This window comes from Streptomyces sp. NPDC001231 (assembly GCF_042896885.1).
Classification (GTDB): domain Bacteria; phylum Actinomycetota; class Actinomycetes; order Streptomycetales; family Streptomycetaceae; genus Streptomyces.
In genome coordinates, this window is the sequence record NZ_JBIAXS010000003.1 from 278,895 (window position 1) to 295,304 (window position 16,410).

16 protein-coding genes are annotated in these 16,410 nt (G+C 72.7%); 7 read left to right on the forward strand and 9 right to left on the reverse strand.

Features of this window, described 5'->3' with window-relative positions:
* Positions 1-4 precede the first annotated feature (4 nt).
* From ACFY3J_RS05815 to ACFY3J_RS05825, 3 genes are all read right to left on the reverse strand, one after another.
* Positions 5-2,227 carry an NHLP family bacteriocin export ABC transporter peptidase/permease/ATPase subunit gene (locus ACFY3J_RS05815; protein WP_384181139.1) on the reverse strand — a complete coding sequence of 741 codons (2,223 nt, stop codon included), beginning with the start codon at positions 2,225-2,227 and terminating at the stop codon, positions 5-7.
* A complete protein-coding gene (locus ACFY3J_RS05820) occupies positions 2,224-3,030 on the reverse strand; it encodes an HlyD family efflux transporter periplasmic adaptor subunit (protein WP_390840362.1) in 807 nt (268 codons plus the stop codon). The genes ACFY3J_RS05815 and ACFY3J_RS05820 overlap by 4 nt, the downstream gene beginning before the upstream one ends.
* 75 nt (positions 3,031-3,105) lie before the next feature.
* Complete coding sequence (locus ACFY3J_RS05825) at positions 3,106-3,321, reverse strand: type A2 lantipeptide (RefSeq protein WP_384181143.1); 216 nt, start codon at positions 3,319-3,321, stop codon at positions 3,106-3,108.
* 617 nt (positions 3,322-3,938) lie between these two features.
* Here ACFY3J_RS05825 and ACFY3J_RS05830 point away from each other — a divergent pair.
* The 4 genes from ACFY3J_RS05830 (at position 3,939) to ACFY3J_RS05845 (ending at position 9,896) form a co-directional block, all read left to right on the forward strand.
* Positions 3,939-5,240 carry a S1 family peptidase gene (locus ACFY3J_RS05830; protein WP_384181145.1) on the forward strand — a complete coding sequence of 434 codons (1,302 nt, stop codon included), beginning with the start codon at positions 3,939-3,941 and terminating at the stop codon, positions 5,238-5,240.
* Between the two features lie 267 nt (positions 5,241-5,507).
* Complete coding sequence (locus tag ACFY3J_RS05835) at positions 5,508-7,955, forward strand: SpoIIE family protein phosphatase (protein ID WP_390840363.1); 2,448 nt, start codon at positions 5,508-5,510, stop codon at positions 7,953-7,955.
* A 100-nt stretch (positions 7,956-8,055) separates the two neighbouring features.
* Complete coding sequence (locus ACFY3J_RS05840) at positions 8,056-8,373, forward strand: hypothetical protein (RefSeq protein ID WP_384181149.1); 318 nt, start codon at positions 8,056-8,058, stop codon at positions 8,371-8,373.
* The gene (locus ACFY3J_RS05845; protein WP_390840364.1) at positions 8,370-9,896 is read left to right on the forward strand and encodes a cytochrome bc complex cytochrome b subunit; all 1,527 of its coding nucleotides are present in this window, start codon (positions 8,370-8,372) and stop codon (positions 9,894-9,896) included. The genes ACFY3J_RS05840 and ACFY3J_RS05845 overlap by 4 nt, the downstream gene beginning before the upstream one ends.
* On the opposite strand, the gene ACFY3J_RS05850 is transcribed toward ACFY3J_RS05845, so the two are convergent.
* Positions 9,826-10,215, reverse strand: coding sequence for a cytochrome c oxidase subunit 4 (locus tag ACFY3J_RS05850; RefSeq protein ID WP_384181152.1), 390 nt, complete (start codon positions 10,213-10,215; stop codon positions 9,826-9,828). The genes ACFY3J_RS05845 and ACFY3J_RS05850 overlap by 71 nt on opposite strands.
* On the reverse strand, positions 10,212-11,888 hold the full coding sequence (gene ctaD / locus ACFY3J_RS05855) for a cytochrome c oxidase subunit I (RefSeq protein WP_384181154.1): 1,677 nt from the start codon (positions 11,886-11,888) through the stop codon (positions 10,212-10,214). The genes ACFY3J_RS05850 and ctaD overlap by 4 nt, the downstream gene beginning before the upstream one ends.
* Here ctaD and ACFY3J_RS05860 point away from each other — a divergent pair.
* On the forward strand, positions 11,839-12,138 hold the full coding sequence (locus tag ACFY3J_RS05860; protein ID WP_390840365.1) for a hypothetical protein: 300 nt from the start codon (positions 11,839-11,841) through the stop codon (positions 12,136-12,138). The two genes, ctaD and ACFY3J_RS05860, sit on opposite strands and share 50 nt — an antisense overlap.
* 123 nt (positions 12,139-12,261) lie before the next feature.
* Entirely contained in the window at positions 12,262-12,438 is a 177-nt protein-coding gene (locus ACFY3J_RS05865) for a hypothetical protein (protein WP_384181156.1), read from the forward strand.
* A 77-nt stretch (positions 12,439-12,515) separates the two neighbouring features.
* Here ACFY3J_RS05865 and ACFY3J_RS05870 read toward each other — a convergent pair whose 3' ends face one another.
* A complete protein-coding gene (locus tag ACFY3J_RS05870) occupies positions 12,516-13,103 on the reverse strand; it encodes a hydrolase (RefSeq protein WP_384181158.1) in 588 nt (195 codons plus the stop codon).
* A gap of 60 nt (positions 13,104-13,163) precedes the next feature.
* A complete protein-coding gene (locus tag ACFY3J_RS05875; protein ID WP_384181160.1) occupies positions 13,164-13,625 on the reverse strand; it encodes a MarR family winged helix-turn-helix transcriptional regulator in 462 nt (153 codons plus the stop codon).
* A 109-nt stretch (positions 13,626-13,734) separates the two neighbouring features.
* Here ACFY3J_RS05875 and ACFY3J_RS05880 point away from each other — a divergent pair, with 109 nt between their 5' ends.
* Positions 13,735-14,241: a metallophosphoesterase family protein gene (locus ACFY3J_RS05880; RefSeq protein ID WP_390840366.1), complete on the forward strand. Its 507-nt coding sequence runs from the start codon at positions 13,735-13,737 to the stop codon at positions 14,239-14,241.
* Between the two features lie 390 nt (positions 14,242-14,631).
* On the opposite strand, the gene ACFY3J_RS05885 is transcribed toward ACFY3J_RS05880, so the two are convergent.
* A complete protein-coding gene (locus ACFY3J_RS05885; RefSeq protein ID WP_390840367.1) occupies positions 14,632-15,288 on the reverse strand; it encodes an SRPBCC family protein in 657 nt (218 codons plus the stop codon).
* A gap of 15 nt (positions 15,289-15,303) precedes the next feature.
* Positions 15,304-16,410, reverse strand: a complete 1,107-nt coding sequence (locus tag ACFY3J_RS05890) for an XdhC family protein (RefSeq protein ID WP_384181166.1) — start codon at positions 16,408-16,410, stop codon at positions 15,304-15,306.

Consider the following 16,410-nt stretch of genomic DNA (forward strand, 5'->3'; position numbering starts at 1 on the left):
GATCTCACCGCTCCCTGACCAGCGCCGCGTACGCGCCGCCGCGCGCCACCAGTTCCTCGTGCCGCCCGCGTTCGACGACCGTGCCGTGCTGGAGCACGACGATCTCGTCGCTGTCGCGCACGGTGGACAGCCGGTGCGCGATCACCACGCAGGCGCAGCCGCGCCGCCGCAGGTTGTCCATCACGACCTGCTCGGTCTCGGCGTCCAGGGCGCTGGTCACCTCGTCGAGCACGAGGATGCTGGGCCGGCGCACCAACGCGCGGGCGATCTCCAGGCGTTGGCGCTGCCCGCCGGAGAAGTTGCGGCCGTCCTGCTCGACCCCGCTGTGGATGCCACCGGGGCGGCGCGTCACGACCTCGTACAGGGCCGCGTCGCGCAGCGCCTCCACCACGGCGTCGTCCGGGATCGACGGGTCCCACAGGGCCACGTTGTCGCGGACCGTGCCCTCGAAGAGGAACACGTCCTGGTCGACGAAGGACACGGAGGCCGCCAGCGCCCCGCGCGGGATGTCCTCCAGGCGCTGCCCGTCGATGCGGATCACTCCGTCCCAGGGCGTGTAGAGGCCCGAGATGAGGCGGGAGACCGTCGACTTGCCACTGCCCGAGCCGCCGACGAGCGCCACCTGCCGGCCCGGACCGACGGTCAGGTCGAAGCCGGTCAGCAGCGGCTTGTCCAGCGGGCTGTAGCCGAAGGTGATGTTCTCCAGCTCCACGTGCCCGCGCAGCCGGCGGGTGGAGTCCCCGCCGCCGGGGCGGGTGTACAGGGGGTCGGCCTGGAAGTTCTCGACGTCCTTGAGCCGGGCCACGTCCGCCGCGAAGTCCTGGATGCGGCCCGCGACGCCGTTGAGCCGGGTCAGCGGCGCGGTGAACCGGGTCACCAGCGCCTGGAACGCGACCAGCAGTCCGACCGAGATGTGCCCCTCGACGGCCCGCATTCCGCCGATCCACAGGATCAGCGCGCTGTTGAGGGTGGCGAGCGCCGGTGCGACCACGCCCAGCCAGGCGGTCGGCACCCCGAGCCGCTGCTGCTCCTCCAGGGTGGCGGCGTGCTGCCCGGCCCACTTGCGGAAGTAGCCGTCCTCGCCGCCGGTCGCCTTCATCGTCTCGATCAACTGGAGCCCGGTGTAGGCGGTGTTGGTCAACCGGGCGTTGTCCGCGCGCAGCTTCGCCGTCCGGGTGGCGCGCAGCCGTACGACGACCCGCATCGCCACGACGTTCAGCAGGGCCACGCCGATGCCGACGAACGTCAGCTGCGGGTCGTAGGTGTAGAGCAGCAGCGCGTACAGCACCACGACCACCGCGTCGACTCCGGCCGCCGCCAGGTCGCGGGCGAGGGTCTCGGCCACCTGGTCGTTGGAGGCCAGCCGCTGCACCAGGTCGGCCGGGCTGCGCTGGGCGAAGAACGTGACCGGCAGCCGCAGCAGATGCCGCAGGAAGCGGGCGCTGGCGAGCGTGGAGGAGATGACCCGCCCGTGCAGCAGGTTGGCCTGCTGCAACCAGGTCAGCACGACGGTGAGCAGCACGCACGCGCCCATCGACGCGAACAGCACGCCCAGCAGCGAGGTCTGACCGCCGATCAGGTAGGTGTCGATGTAGGTCCGGCTGAGCGCGGGCACCGCCGCGCCGGCCACGACCAGCAGCAGACTGGCCAGCACCGCCGCCGGCATCGTCCCCGCGGTGCCGCGCATCCGGGCAGGGAGGGCGCCCAGGACTCCGGGTTTGCGGCCGCCCCGCTCGAAGCCCTCGCCGGGCTCCATCACCAGCACGACACCGGTGTAGCTGGTGTCGAAGTCCTCCATGGGCACGAACCGGCGGCCCTTGCCGGGGTCGTTGATGAACACCCCGCGCCGGCCGAGTCGGCGGCCCATGCCGTCGTAGACGACGTAGTGGTTGAACTCCCAGAAGAGGACGGCCGGCGCCTTCACCCCGGCGAGGGCGGCGGTGTCCATCTGCATGCCCTTGGCCGTCAGACCGTAACTGCGGGCCGCCTTCAGCAGGTTGCTCGCCCGCGAGCCGTCCCGGGAGACCCCGCAGGCGATGCGCAGCTCCTCCAGCGGGACATGGCGGCCGTAGTGGCCGAGGACCATGGCGAGCGAGGCGGCGCCGCACTCCACGGCCTCCATCTGGAGCACGGTGGGCGTGCGGACGGTCCGGCCCCGGCCCCTGGGGACGGGCCGTCCCGGCCGGGCGGCGCGCCGGCGGCCGCGGGTCTCCTGGGTGGTGGTCACGGCAGCAGCCAATCGAGGGGACGCTGGTCGGCCAGCCGGATCGAGGCGGCGGCCGAGGTCATGGAGTCGAGCCGGTACGGCGGACCGCCGGCGGACGACCACGCGAGGCCGCTCTCCGTCGCGGACGAGGTGTCGAGCCGTACGAGTACGGCGACGGGCCGGCCCTTTCGGGTGAACTGCTCGCCCAGCTGGCCGTCCCCCAGGAAGGCGGCGATCCGCTGGGCGGACTGGGCCGACCGGTCCACCGTCTTCACATGGCCGCGCAGCACGCCGTAGCGCTGGGCGGGCACCGAGGAGACGGTCAGGTCGACCGAGGCGCCGGCGGGAATGGCGGCGGCGTTCTCGGCGGGCACGTACACGGTCGCGTACAGCGGGTCGGAGGCGTGGGCGACCTTCTCCACGGCGGCGACGTTCGCGCCGGTGGAGACGATCTGGCCGATGGTGGCGGCGAGCGTGGTGATCCGGCCTGCGGCCACCGTGCGCACGGTCTCCTCGCCCTGGCCGGTACGCACCTTGAACACAGGCGAGTTCGCGGGCAGCCGCTCGCCCTCCCTGGCGAGGACCGCGGTGACCTGTCCGGCGACCGGGCTCTGCAGGACGTAACTGCCCTGACCATGCGTGAGGATGGCCGGCGCGCCGACGGTGGACGCCACCGATCCGGTCACGGCCCACAGGGACGCGGCCGCCATGGCGACGAGGGTGACGGACAGGACGAGCCATCCCTGGGGGCGGGCGAGCCGCACCGGGAGGTCGAGTTCTTCCGGCGACTGGAGCTTGGCGAGGGCCTGTTGTCGGAACTGCACGTTATGGCTTCCTGCGGCAACCGCGAGCCCCGGAACCGGCGTGCGGTTCCGGGACTCGGCGGCAACGAGGTGCGATCAGAGACCGGCGACCAGGCCGGCGACCGGGGCGGTGCTCAGGCCGGTGGCACCCTCGACCGTGCCGACGGCCGTGTTCACCACGCCGGAGACCGGGACAACGCTGTCCACCAGGCCGGTGGCGGTGCCCAGAGCGTTCACGGACAGACCGCCGGAGACGTTGTCGAGCTCGGCGTCGGAGATCTCGACGGTCTCAACCTGGGGGGTGGGGTTCATGATGGAACGTCCCTTCATATGGATGTCTCACAAGGGGGGAGCGGCCTTCTCTGGGGAAAGACGGCCGCGACCGCGGGTACCGGGCCCCGTTTCCCGAGCGCCCGGCCGGGGTCCCGCGCTGCGATGGATGTAAGCACGGTGCGGCCCGCCGATTCCACTCAACCAGGCCTCCCACCAGGGCACTTGTCGGTGCGACCGGACAAGCGTGGAGGCTCGGCAACGGCATGGCGGCGACTTCTTCACACACCGCACCGCATCGGCGCACCGCCTCCCTTGCCCATGCGCCGGTTCGTCCGGAACCGGGCGCCGAGGCCCTCGTAGGGGGCGCGCGGCTGTGCAGATCCTCCGACCGCGGTGACTTCGTTGGGCATTCGATGTGCAGATTCACTGAAGCCTTGATTCCGCTTCCTGTTCGCAACCGACCGTGGCCGCATGGTCGCGGAGCGTCCCATCGGCCTCTGCTGGGCGTGGGAGTTGGCCGATTCGGCATGGTCCGCGGTGAGTTGGCGATCGGGATTGAACACGTTGCCCGCCCCCTGCGTACCAACTGCCGTCCAGGCGTCCCCCAACCGCCACCGGACGGCGGTACAGGCCCCGTCCCCAGGAGGTCGAGAAGTTTGAGTCACAAGCGAATGCCGAAGCGCAAGGCCGCGATAGCGGCGGGCGGCGTGGTGGCGCTCGGTGCGGCGGCGGTGCTGCTCCCGAACGCCAACGCCTCCCAGGACGGCGCGGCGGACGACGCCACTCCCAGGACCCTCAGGGCCGCGGACGCCTCGGGCCTTTCCGCGCGGCTCGCCACGGCGCTCGGCGACTCCTTCGCGGGCTCCTACTACGACAGCGCCGAGCGGCGGCTCGTCGTCAACGTGGCGGGCGGCGACGCCGGCATGGTCCTCCGGGCGAAGAAGGCGGGGGCGTCCGTCCGCGAGGTCGGCAACAGCACCGCCGCCCTGAACTCCGCGGCGCGGACCCTGAAGGCCGAGGCCTCCATCCCCGGCACCTCCTGGGCCGTGGACCCGCGCACCAACAAGGTCGTGGTCACCGCCGACAGCACGGTCACCGGGGCCAAGTGGAACAGGCTGGAGTCCACCGTCCGCGGCCTCGGCTCCGGCATGGCGACCCTGAAGAAGTCCGCCGGCACCTTCAAGACCTTCGCCTCCGGCGGCGACGCCATCTTCGCCCGGACGCAGGGCGGCACCGTCCGCTGCTCCCTCGGCTTCAACGTCACCGCGGGCGACGGCAGTCCCGCCTTCCTGACCGCCGGGCACTGCGGCGTCGCGGCCGAGCAGTGGTCCGACGCCCAGAACGGCGCGCCGGTGGCCACCGTGGACCAGGCCACCTTCCCCGGCAGCGACCTCGCCCTCGTCAAGTACGACGACCCGGACACACAGGCGCCGAGCGCGGTCGACGTCGGCAACGGGCAGAGCGTCCAGATCACGGGGGCGGCCGAGGCCACCGTCGGCGCGACGGTGTTCCGCATGGGCAGCACCACCGGACTGCACAACGGCACGGTCACCGGCCTCGACGCCACCGTCAACTTCCAGAGCGAGACCGGCGGTGTCGACACCGTCACGGGCCTCATCCAGACCAACGTCTGCGCCGAGCCCGGCGACAGCGGCGGCCCCCTGTTCACACAGGACGGCGGCGCGGTCGGCCTCACCTCGGGCGGCAGCGGCGACTGCACCCGGGGCGGCGAGACCTTCTTCCAGCCGGTCACCACCGCCCTCCAGGCGACGGGCGCGACGTTCGGCGCGGGCGACGGTGGCGGCGACGCGGCCGGCGACGCCGGCGACGCGAGCGACCAGCAGCCCGGCACCGGCCAGTCCGGCACCGACCAGTCCGGTGCGGGTGACCGGCAGTCCGGCGCGGGCGGCCACAACTCCGGCCCTGCGTACGGCTCCGGGCGCACCCGGACCCCCTGAACGGCCCCCGGGCGGCTACCCCCTGAGCCGCTCGCCCCGGGCCGCTGACCGGCTCCCCCCACGCCACCGACCGGCCTGCCGGCCGGCGGTGCCCGCCGGTCAGTGCATCGGTCCGGCCCTCCCGGCGGAGGGCCGGACCGATCGGTTGTCCGACAGCCGCGCCCTTCCCCGCGCGCTCCGCCACACGTGCGAACCTTTCGGGCGTCGTCCACCCCGGAACTCCCGGAACTGTCACAGGGGCTGCGTAATCGTCCGATACACGCTGTAATGGCCAGTGTGGTCAGTGAGGGCGCTACTGCACGAAGAACGAGAACCCCGCGGGCCGAACTCGCTCTCAGAACGCTCACCTCCGCACCGGCCTCCGCCGACCGGCCGCGCCGCGTGCTGGAGCAGGCCCTGGTCTTCACCGGGGCCGCGTTCGCCGGCGTCTACGTCCGTGCCGCGACGGGCGAGGTGCTGTGCCTGTCCGAGTCGGTCGGTGTCCCGCGGACCCTGTACGGGCTGCGGGACAGCTACCCCCTGGCCGGACGGTCCCCGGCGGCGGACGCCTGCCGCACCGGCCGGCCCGTGTGGCTGCGACCCGAGGAACTCGCCGGCTCCGCCGACTTCCGGCGGATGCCGGCCGGAGACGTCTTCTTCCTGGCCGCGTTACCCCTGCGCGGGCCGGACGGCGGTGTGCTGCTCGCCGTCACCGACGAGCCGGGCGGCTTCGACGGCGAGGAGCGCGCCTGCCTCGAACTGATCGCCGAGGCCGTCGCGTGCCCCGACGCCGCGGAGGCCGCCCCGGGTGAGGAGCTGCCGCCGGACGCGTTCAGCCTCGCCATGGACAGCGGGAGAGTGGAGGTCGGCGACCGCATCCTGGACCTGTTCGGCATCGGCCGGCCCGGCTTCGACGGCAAGGTGGAGACACTGCTCGCGCTGACCGTGCCGGAGGACCTGCCGTCCCTGATGTCCGTGGTCGAGGCCGACCACATGTCCATCGGCGAGCGCGAGCTGGAGTTCCGCACCCTGCGACCGGGCGGCCAACCCAGGTGGCTGCGGCTGCGCGGACGGCTGCTGCCCGGCGGCGAGGGCCGTCCGGCCCGCCTGGTCGGCACCGTCGCCGACGCCTCCACGCTGCGCCCCGGCGTCAACGACGTCGCCCGCGTCCAGCGGCTCGCCGCCGCCCTGGCGACCGCGGGCACCGTCCGGGACGTCGGCCAGGCGGTGGTGGCCGCGCTGCGCGCACCGCTGCGGGCCGACCGGATCGCGCTCGCCGAGCTGGAGAACGACCGGCTCGTCGTCACCGTCCTCGACCCGCCCGAACCGGAGGCCTGGCCCGAGCTGTGGCGCCTTCAGTGGCGCACCGAGTGGCCGGACGCCCCGGTGCGGGCCATGCCCACCCTGGCCGCCGCCCTGCGCGAGGGCCGCGCCCAGATCTGGCCCGCCGGGGCCACCCTCGAACCGGCCCTCGCCGACGTCGGCCCGGGCGGCCTCGCGGTGCTGCCGCTGCCCGCGGCCGGCCGCATGGCGGGCGCCTGCCTGATCGGCTGGGACACCCCGCACGACTTCGGCCCCGACGAACGCGCCCTGCTCACCGCCTCGGCCGGCCTGGCCGGGCAGGCCCTGCTGCGCGCCCGCGCCTTCGACGCCGAGCACGAACTCGTCGGCATGCTCCAGCGCACCCTGCTGCCCAGCCGTCTGCCGGAACTGCCCGGCGCCGAGGCGGTGGCACGCTATCTGCCGGCCACCGCCGGACTGGAGGTGGGCGGCGACTGGTACGACGTGATCCCGCTGCCCGACCACCACGTGGCCTTCGTCATCGGCGACGTGCAGGGCCACAACGCGGGCGCCGCCACCCTGATGGGCCAGATGCGCACCGCCCTGCGCGCCTACGCGGCCGAGGGTCACCCGCCGGACGTGGTGGTCTCACACGCCAACCGCCTCCTGCTGGAGATGGAGACCGACCTGTTCGCCACCTGCGTCTACGTCGAGGTCGACATGGAGCAGGGCTCCGCCTGGTGCGTACGCGCCGGACACCCTCCGCCGGTGCTGCGCCACCCGGACGGCCGTACCGAGATCGCGGAGGCCGAGGGCGGGCCCCCGCTCGGCGTACTGACGCAGGCCGACTTCCCGATGACCCCGCTGCGGCTGCAACCCGGCACGGTGCTCGCCCTGACCACCGACGGACTGGTGGAGTCCGCGGACGCCGACATCGACGAGGGCATGGCCCGACTCGCCCACGACCTGGCCACCGCCGACCCCTCCCACCTCGGCCTGGTCGCCGACGTCCTGCTGACCGGCGCGGGCCGCGACGACGACATCGCGCTGCTGCTGATGCGCTACGACGGCATGGCCGTACGCCCGCTCAGGGAGAGCTGGTCGGTGTGGCGCGTGCCCGAAGCGGTTCGGCACGCCCGCCGCTTCACCCGGCGCACCCTGCGCTGCTGGGGCGTCACGGAGGACACCGACGCCGTGCTCCTCGTGGTGTCCGAGCTGGTCACCAACGCCCTCGTGCACACCGACGGCCAGGTCCGCCTGGACCTCACCCTGGTCAACCGGCGGCTGCGCGTCGCCGTCGCCGACGCCTCGCCCCGCACCCCGGTCAAGCCGACCAGCATCGGCTGGCAGGCCACCGGCGGCCGGGGCATCCTCCTCGTCGAGGCCATGTCGGCGGCCTGGGGCACCGTGCCGGCCGGCGGCGGCAAGCAGGTGTGGAGCGAGCTGGCGCTCTGAGACCGCTCGCGGCGCCGCGACCCGCCACACGGGTGCGCCGTGTCCCCGCCCGGCAGGTCGGGACCGCCGCGTGCGCCGGTCGTGCTTAGGGTCCTGGGCTGTGTCACACACCTTCGAAGAGCTCGTGGCCAAGCAGCGGGCGGCCGACGAGGCACACGACCGGGTCGAGCAGTTGCGGCAGAACTACGGACCGCCCGCGCAGGCGCAGTGGACCGGAACGCAGAGCGAGACGTACGAGACGGCCTGGCGGGCCTGGCGCGACCTGGCCCGTGATCTCCAGGCCGCCGTGAGCGAGTACGCGAGCGACGAGGGCAAGCCGCGCACCGAGATCGAGGCCGACGTGGAGAGAGCCGCGCGGTCGGCCCCGGAGGCGGGCGAAGGCGGCCGGGACGAGGACGGCGGAGCGGAGGAGCCGTGAGCCCGGCACGGCGCGGGCGCCCCGTACGCGCGGCCGGACCCGGTGAGCGGTTCACCGGCTTCCTGGACGCCCGGCTGCCGCTGTCCGAGGGCGGCGGACTGATGCGCAAGGCGTTCCCCGAGCACTGGTCGTTCCTGCTCGGCGAACTCGCCCTCTACAGCCTGCTCGTGCTGGTCCTGACCGGCGTGTGGCTGACCCTGTTCTTCCAGCCGGGGATGCGCGAGGTCGCCTACGCCGGGTCGTACGCGCCGCTGCGCGGGGTGCTCATGTCGGAGGCGTTCGACTCCACCCTGCGCATCAGCTTCGACATCCGCGGCGGGCTGCTGCTGCGGCAGACCCACCACTGGGCGGCGGTCGTCTTCGTCGCCGCGATCGGCGCGCACCTGCTGCGGATCTTCTTCACCGGCGCCTTCCGCAGGCCCAGGGAGATCAACTGGGTCATCGGGGTGACACTGTTCGCCCTCTCCGTCGCCGAGGGCTTCGCGGGCTACTCCCTGCCCGACGACCTGCTCTCCGGCACCGGGCTGCGCATCGCCCAGGCGATCATGCTGTCCCTGCCGGTGATCGGCACCTACGCGAGCTTCCTCGTGTTCGGCGGCCAGTTCCCGGGGCACGAGATCATCCCCCGGCTGTACAGCCTGCACATCCTGCTGCTGCCGGGCGTCCTGATCGCGCTGGTCGTCGCGCACCTGATCCTCGTCTTCCACCTCAAGCACACCCAGTGGCGCGGCCCGGGCCGCGGCAACCGCAACGTGCGCGGCAAGCCGCTCTTCCCCCAGTTCACCGCCTCCTCGCTGGGCCTGCAGTTCACCGTCTTCGGCGTGCTGGTCCTGCTCGCCGGGATCGCCCAGATCAACCCGGTGTGGACGTACGGCCCCTACCAGCCGGACCAGGCGTCCACGGGCTCCCAGCCGGACTGGTACGTCGGGTTCCTGGAGGGCTCGCTGCGGCTGATGCCGGCCTGGGAGACGAACGTGGCCGGGCACACGATCATGTGGAACGCCTTCCTGCCGGCGGTGGTCCTGCCGGCGCTGCTGTTCGCCGTCCTGTACGCGTACCCGTTCGCCGAGCAGTGGCTGACGGGGGACTGGCACCAGGAACAGCACCTGTGCGACCGGCCGCGGGAGCGCCCCGTCCGCACCGGCCTCGGCGTCGCCGGGCTCGTGTTCTACGGTGTGCTGCTGCTGGAGGGCGGCAACGACGTCATCGCGGCCACCTTCCGGGTCTCCGTGAACACGATCACCTGGGTGCTGCGGATCGCGCTCGTGCTCGCCCCCGTCGTCGCCTTCCTGGTCACCCGGGCCCTGTGCCACGCCCTGCTGGCCAGGGAACAGGAGGTCCTCGCCGAGGGCGAGGAGACCGGCGAGGTGCGGCAGTCCATCACCGGGGGCTACGAGAGCGACCACCGCGCCGTCGAGTCGCGCCGCCCCGGAGCCCCGGCGGGGCCGGTCGTCACTCGCCCCGGTGTACGTACTGGAACGCCATCCCCGCCACCCCCCGCGCCAGCACCCCGAGACCGATGAGGAACAGCCACAATCCGTAGACCACGCCCAGCGCGCTGACCGAGAAGCCCAGCGCGGTGATGATCGGCCAGGTGCTCTCGGGCGGGAAGAACTCCAGCGGCCCGGCGGCGTCGGCGACCTCGGCCTCACGGCGGTCCTGCGGGCGCACCCCCTTGCGCCGGTACTGGATCAGGCAGAAGAAGGAGACCAGCGCCGCCATTCCGCACGCGATGACCAGCGCCGCCGTGCCGGCCGGCTCGCCCGACCAGACGCCGTACAGGGCGGCGCTGCCACCGAAGAAGAGCGCGACGCCGCCGAAGAGCAGGGCTTCCACCTTCATCGGCGTCCCTCCAGTTCCGCCCGCTGCACGATGTCGGGGTGGTGCAGGTCGAAGGCGGGGGCCTCCGAGCGGATCCGGGGCAGGGCGTCGAAGTTGTGCCGCGGCGGCGGGCAGGAGGTCGCCCACTCCAGGGCGCGCCCGTACCCCCAGGGGTCGTTCACGGTGACCCGCCGTCCATGGCGCGAGGTGTGCCAGACGTTGTAGAGGAAGGGCAGGGTGGACACGCCGAGCAGGAACGCCCCCGCCGAGGAGAGTGTGTTCAGGAGGGTGAAGCCGTCGGCGGGCAGGTAGTCGGCGTACCGGCGGGGCATCCCCTCCGCGCCGAGCCAGTGCTGCACCAGGAACGTCAGCTGGAAGCCGGGGAACAGCAGCCAGAAGTGGATCCTGCCGAGCCGTTCGTCCAGCATCTTCCCGGTGAGCTTGGGCCACCAGAAGTAGAAGCCGGCGAACATCGCGAACACCACGGTGCCGAACAGCACGTAGTGCAGGTGCGCCACGATGAAGTACGAGTCGGTCACGTGGAAGTCCAGCGGCGGCGAGGCGATCAGCACCCCGCTGAGCCCGCCCAGCAGGAACGACACCAGGAAGCCGGACGACCACAGCATCGGCGTCTCGAACGACAGCGAGCCGCCCCGCATCGTCCCGATCCAGGCGAAGAACTTGATCCCGGTGGGCACCGCGATCAGGAACGACATGATCGAGAAGAACGGCAGCAGCACCGCGCCCGTGGCGAACATGTGGTGCGCCCACACCACCGCGGACAGCATGGTGATCGCGATGGTCGCCCCGATCATCGGCAGGTACCCGAACTGCGGCTTGCGGGAGAAGACCGGGACGATCTCGCTGACGATCCCGAAGAACGGCAGCGCGACGATGTAGACCTCCGGGTGGCCGAAGAACCAGAACAGGTGCTGCCACAGCAGCGCCCCGCCGTTCGTCGCGTCGAAGACGTGCGCCCCGAACTTCCGGTCCGCCTCCAGGGCGAGCAGCGCGGCGGTCAGCACCGGGAAGGCGGGCAGCACCAGGATCGAGGTGAACAGCACGTTCCAGGTGAAGATCGGCATCCGGAACATCGTCATCCCCGGCGCGCGCAGGGTGATGATCGTGGTGATGAAGTTGACCGCGCCGAGCGTCGTCGACACACCCGTCACCACCAGCCCCATCACCCACAGGTCGCCGCCCGCGCCGGGGGAGTAGTAGGCGCTGTTCAGCGGCGCGTAGGCGAACCAGCCGAAGGCTGCCGAGCCACCGGGCACGAGGAACCCCGAGACGACCATGAGCCCGCCGAAGAGGTACATCCAGTACGACAGGGCGTTGAGACGGGGGAAGGCCACGTCCGGGGCGCCGATCTGGAGGGGCATCACCGCGTTGGTGAAGCCCGCGAACATGGGCGTGGCGAAGAGCAGCATCATGATCGTGCCGTGGATCGTGAAGAGCTCGTTGTAGGTCTGCTGGCTCATGAACTGCAGGCCGGGCCGGGCGAGTTCGGCGCGCATCCCCATCGCCAGCAGGCCGGCCAGCAGGAAGAAGCCGAACGCCGTGACCATGTAGAGCCTGCCGATCACCTTGTGATCGGTCGTCGAGGCCCACTCCAACAGCTTCCGGCCGAACGGCTGGGAGGGGGTGGCGGGCCGCCCGGCGGCGGATGCTGATGTTTCGGACGTATCGGTCATCGGCGGCGAGGCTACCGCCCTGCCCCGCGACCGGGTCCGCGCCACGCCCTCGCCGGCTCGGCACGCATCGGCAGGGCGGGGCCGGAGACCCGCGGGCAGTGGACACCACCTGGTACGAAGCAGCCGGCGCCGGCTGACCCCGCACGAACCCGGCCCGTCCGGCAGCAGGCGCAACGAGGACCAGAGCCGCCCGCGCTGGGACGGAGGCTCCGGCGGCTCGTTCGGCAGTGGGGGCTCCGGCGGCGGGTGACCAGGGCCGGGGTGCCGGTCAAGGGTTTGCCGGGGCCGTTTCCGGGGACTCGGGGTGTTTGGAGCATGGCGTTCCAGAGAGAGCCGCTCCACAGCACCTGACGCAGAAGGAAGATGAGGCGTCGTGACCGCGCGCACCAGCGAGAAGCACCTTGTCCGGCACCCCGAGACGGGCTGGGCGCAGGCCCGCCGTCCGCGGGAGGAGGGCGTGCGCACCTGCCTCCCCGCGCTCGAGGACCGCGGCGGCCCCCAGAAGGACCGCACGGGCAACGAGTCGAACATAGTGCGGGGTGAGGACTGAGCCGCCGGGTCCGGGCGAGCGCCGGGCCACGGGCCCGGAGAGGCGGTCGGTGAGGCGGCGCGGGGCGCCTCGCCGCGTCAGCCGTGCGTCTTGGCCAGCAGTTCGAGGACCTCGGCGGTGGTGCCGGTCTCGCCCAGGCGCGGGAAGATCCGCTCGACGCTGCCCCGGTGGGCCTCGGCGTCCATGTCGCTCATGGCGTCGGTGGCCAGGGTGACGTGGTAGCCGTGCTCGTGGGCGGCGCGGGCGGTGGACTCCACGCCGATGCTGGTGGCGATGCCGGCCAGCACGATCTGCGTCACCCCGCGGCGGCGCAGCTGCACATCGAGGTCGGTGCCATGGAAGGCGCCCCAGTTGTGCTTGGTGACGGTGATGTCGCCCGGGTGCCCCGCCAGCTCGGGAACGATCACGTCCCAGCCCTCGGGACGGGCGCCACCACCGGAGCGCACCGCCTCGGTGCGGCCGGGCGGCACGTCGCCGAAGTCGGCGGCGAAGGAGACCCGGACCAGGACGACGGGCAGGTTCCTGGCGCGGAACGCGTCGGCGAGCCCGACCGTGCGGGAGAGCACCTCGGTGCCGGAGTGCGGGACGGTGGGCGCGGCGACGATGCCGGCCTGGAGGTCGATCACGACGAGTGCGGTGCGCGGGTCGAGTGCGGTGAGTGCCACGGGGGGCAGGCCTTTCGGGGGTGAGCTTTTCTGGCTGTGGTGCTTGTCCTGTGGTGCTTGTCAGGGCTGGGTCAGCCGTTCCAGCAGGGCGAAGGCCTCCAGGAGTGTTTCCCGTTCGGCCTCGGTGTAACGGTCCTGCAGGGCCCGGGTCAGCCACTCCCCGCGGCTCTGCCGGTCGCCCGCGATGCGCTCGCGGCCACTCTCGGTCAGGGTGACGAGCTGGCGCCGTCCGTCCTCGGGGTCGGGGCTGCGCCGGATGAGCCCGTGCCGCTCCAGGGCGGCGAGCGTGGCGGCCATGGACTGCGGCCGGACCCCCTCGGTGGCGGCCAGCGCGCTGGCCGTGGCCGCGCCGTGCTTGCCGACCAGGGTGAGTGCCGACACCTGCGGCGGGGTCAGGTCCTCGTCCCGCGCGACCTCACGGATCCGGCGCCGCAGCCGGCTGAACACCACCCGTAGGTCGCGGGCGGCGTGCGCGGCGGAGGTGGAGATGCCCGGCGGTACCTCGCCGGCCTTGTGATCCATGACAGCACCGTAGAACCGCCCGGACGGAACTGTCCAGTCTGGACTGAACAGTTTCGGCTGAAGATCCATGCCGGTTCGCCGCCGCGGCACCCCGCAGTACGCTGACCCCGTGCGTCTGCTGCTGATGTCCGACACCCATCTGCCCAAGCGCGCCAAGGAACTGCCCCCGCGGTTGCTCGCCGAACTCCCGCACGCCGACGTCGTCCTCCACGCGGGGGACTGGGTCGACGCCGCCACGCTCGACCTGCTGGAGAGCCGCAGCCGCCGCCTGATCGGCGTCTACGGCAACAACGACGGCCCCGATCTGCGCGCCCGGCTTCCCGAGGTGGCCGAGGCCGACCTGGACGGGCTGCGCTTCGGCGTCGTGCACGAGACCGGACCGGCCCAGGGCCGTGAGGCCCGCTGCGCCGCCCGCTTCCCCGGCCTGGACGTCCTGGTCTTCGGTCACAGCCACATCCCCTGGGACACCACCGCGCCCTCCGGTCTGCGCCTGCTCAACCCGGGCTCCCCGACCGACCGCCGCCGCCTGCCCCACTGCACCTACATGACCGCGACCATCACCAGCGGCCGTCTGACCGACGTGGAACTGCACCGGCTGCCACGTCGCACCCCGTGACATACCCGTGCCACGCGATGGCGTGCGACGGCGTGACCACGCAGCAGGGCAGCCCCTGAATCAGGGGCTGCCCCGGGGTCACTCTTCCCTTTCTCGTTTCCGACTTCTCGGCGAGATCCGGGCCACTCGATGCGTGGCGGCGGCCCGGGCGCTACGAGTGTGCGCTTTCACGGACCTCCTTCCCACTGGGATGCGCGGCACATGTGCTACGGAGGCCATGCATGCCTCATCCGTTGATGGCGCGCGTACCCCTCCCGCACAGCCTCACACCACCGAATCCGCAAAACCCGCGAGAAACCCGGAACAAGTCGGAACAGCAGGTCACAGTGGCAACGAGGGACTGATCGAGGCTCACGGGCACCCTCCGCATCGCACCCGGTGGCCGTCCGGTCAGCGGCGCCGGAGCCGGCGAACGCCCACGATCAGCAGCGCCACCGCCAGGGCCGCGCCGACCGCCACGGCGGCACGCTTGGCGACCGGTACCCCGGCGGTGCGCAGCAGATCCAGCGGCTCCGGCTCCGCGTACCGGGCCGCGTGCTCCGCGGGCGCCTCGCGCACCTCCGTCCCGGCGCTCCCGGCGGCGCCCTCGGCGGCCACGGGCGGCGTCTCGGCGAGCCGCTGCGAAAGACTGTCGGCGAACTGCCCCACCAGCCGGTCCCCCACCTCCGCCAGCACCCCGCGCCCGAACTGCGCCGGACGGCCGGTCACCGTCAGATCGGTCCGCACCGCCACCGCCGTGCCGCCGTCACGCTCCTGAAGCGTGCCCGTGACGGTGGCCCGCGCCGTGCCCTGCCCGCGCGTCTCCCGGCCGCTGGCGACAAGGACCATGCGGTGCGCCGCCTCGTCCTGCTCCTCGAAGACCGCCGTCCCCTTGTACGTCACGGTGATCGGCCCCAGCTTGACCTTGACCGAACCGGTCACGGTCTTGCCGTCGTACTCCTGCACGGTGGCCCCCGGCAGGCACGGTGCCACGCGCTCGATGTCCAGGAGCGCCCGCCAGGCGTCGTCGACCGGCACGGGGACGGTGAACTCGTGGTTCAGTTCCATGACTTCTCCTCGTACTCAGGCGGAGCCGGTCGCGTGGATGGCTCCGGCGGTCGCGGTCAGGGGCGTACCGGTGCCGCCCCAGCGCAGCGCGACGATCTCGGCCGCGACGGACACGGCCACCTCCTCCGGGGTGCGGGCGCCGAGGTCGAGGCCCACCGGGGAACGAAGCCGGGCGAGTTCGTCGTCGGTCAGGCCGGCGTCGATCAGCCGCTCCAGCCGTTCGTGGTGGGTACGGCGGCTCCCCATCGCGCCGATGTAGGCGGCGGGCCGGCGCAGCGCCTCCTCCAGCAGCGGCACGTCGAACTTCGGGTCGTGGGTCAGGACGCAGATCACCGTGCGCTCGTCGGTGTCCGTGCCGTGCAGATAGCGGTGCGGCCAGTCCACGACCACCTCCACGCCGTCCGGGAAGCGTTTCGGCGTGGCGAACACCGGGCGGGCGTCGCACACCGTGACGCGGTAGCCGAGGAAGGCGCCGATACGGGCCACCGCGGCCGCGTAGTCGATCGCGCCGAACACCAGCATCCGCGGCGGCGGGGCGAAGGAGTGCAGGAACACAGTGACGGCGTCCTCGCGGCGCTCGCCGCGCGCACCGTAGTGCCTGAGCCCGGTGGCGCCCAGGGCGAGTTCGCCGCGGGCGTCGGCGGTCACCGCCACGTCCAGACCGGCCGCGCCCAGCGTGCCCGCCACCGTGTCGGGCCACACCGCGAGCGTCGCCCCGCGCGGGGCGGGTCCGTCCACCACGGTCGCCACGGTCACCGGGTCGCCCGCGGCGACGGACGCCGCGACCGCGCCGAAGGCCGGGTCGGACTCCTGGGTCACCTGCCTGACCAGGACGGAGATCTCACCACCGCAGGTGAGCCCCACCTCGAAGGCGTCCTCGTCGCTGTAGCCGAACGTCGCCACCCGTGCCTCGCCGCCGGCCGCGACCTCCTGGGCCAGGTCGAACACCGCCCCCTCCACACATCCGCCGGACACGCTCCCCACCACCTCGTCGTCCGGCCCCACGGCCATCGCCGCACCGGGGTCGCGCGGCGCGCTGCGACTGACCGTGACGACGGTGGCGAGGCCGAACGGCACCCGCGCCGCGAACCACCGCTCCAGTACCGGAAGAATGTCCCGCAC

Bases quoted from the DNA above. Each gene is read 5' to 3' on its own strand.
- ACFY3J_RS05825 (WP_384181143.1), bottom strand. From the start codon at position 3,321: ATGAACCCCACCCCCCAGGTTGAGACCGTCGAGATCTCCGACGCCGAG.
- ACFY3J_RS05835 (WP_390840363.1), top strand. From the start codon at position 5,508: ATGGCCAGTGTGGTCAGTGAGGGCGCTACTGCACGAAGAACGAGAACC.
- ACFY3J_RS05850 (WP_384181152.1), bottom strand. From the start codon at position 10,215: ATGAAGGTGGAAGCCCTGCTCTTCGGCGGCGTCGCGCTCTTCTTCGGT.
- ctaD (WP_384181154.1), bottom strand. From the start codon at position 11,888: ATGACCGATACGTCCGAAACATCAGCATCCGCCGCCGGGCGGCCCGCC.
- ACFY3J_RS05875 (WP_384181160.1), bottom strand. From the start codon at position 13,625: ATGGATCACAAGGCCGGCGAGGTACCGCCGGGCATCTCCACCTCCGCC.
- ACFY3J_RS05885 (WP_390840367.1), bottom strand. From the start codon at position 15,288: ATGGAACTGAACCACGAGTTCACCGTCCCCGTGCCGGTCGACGACGCC.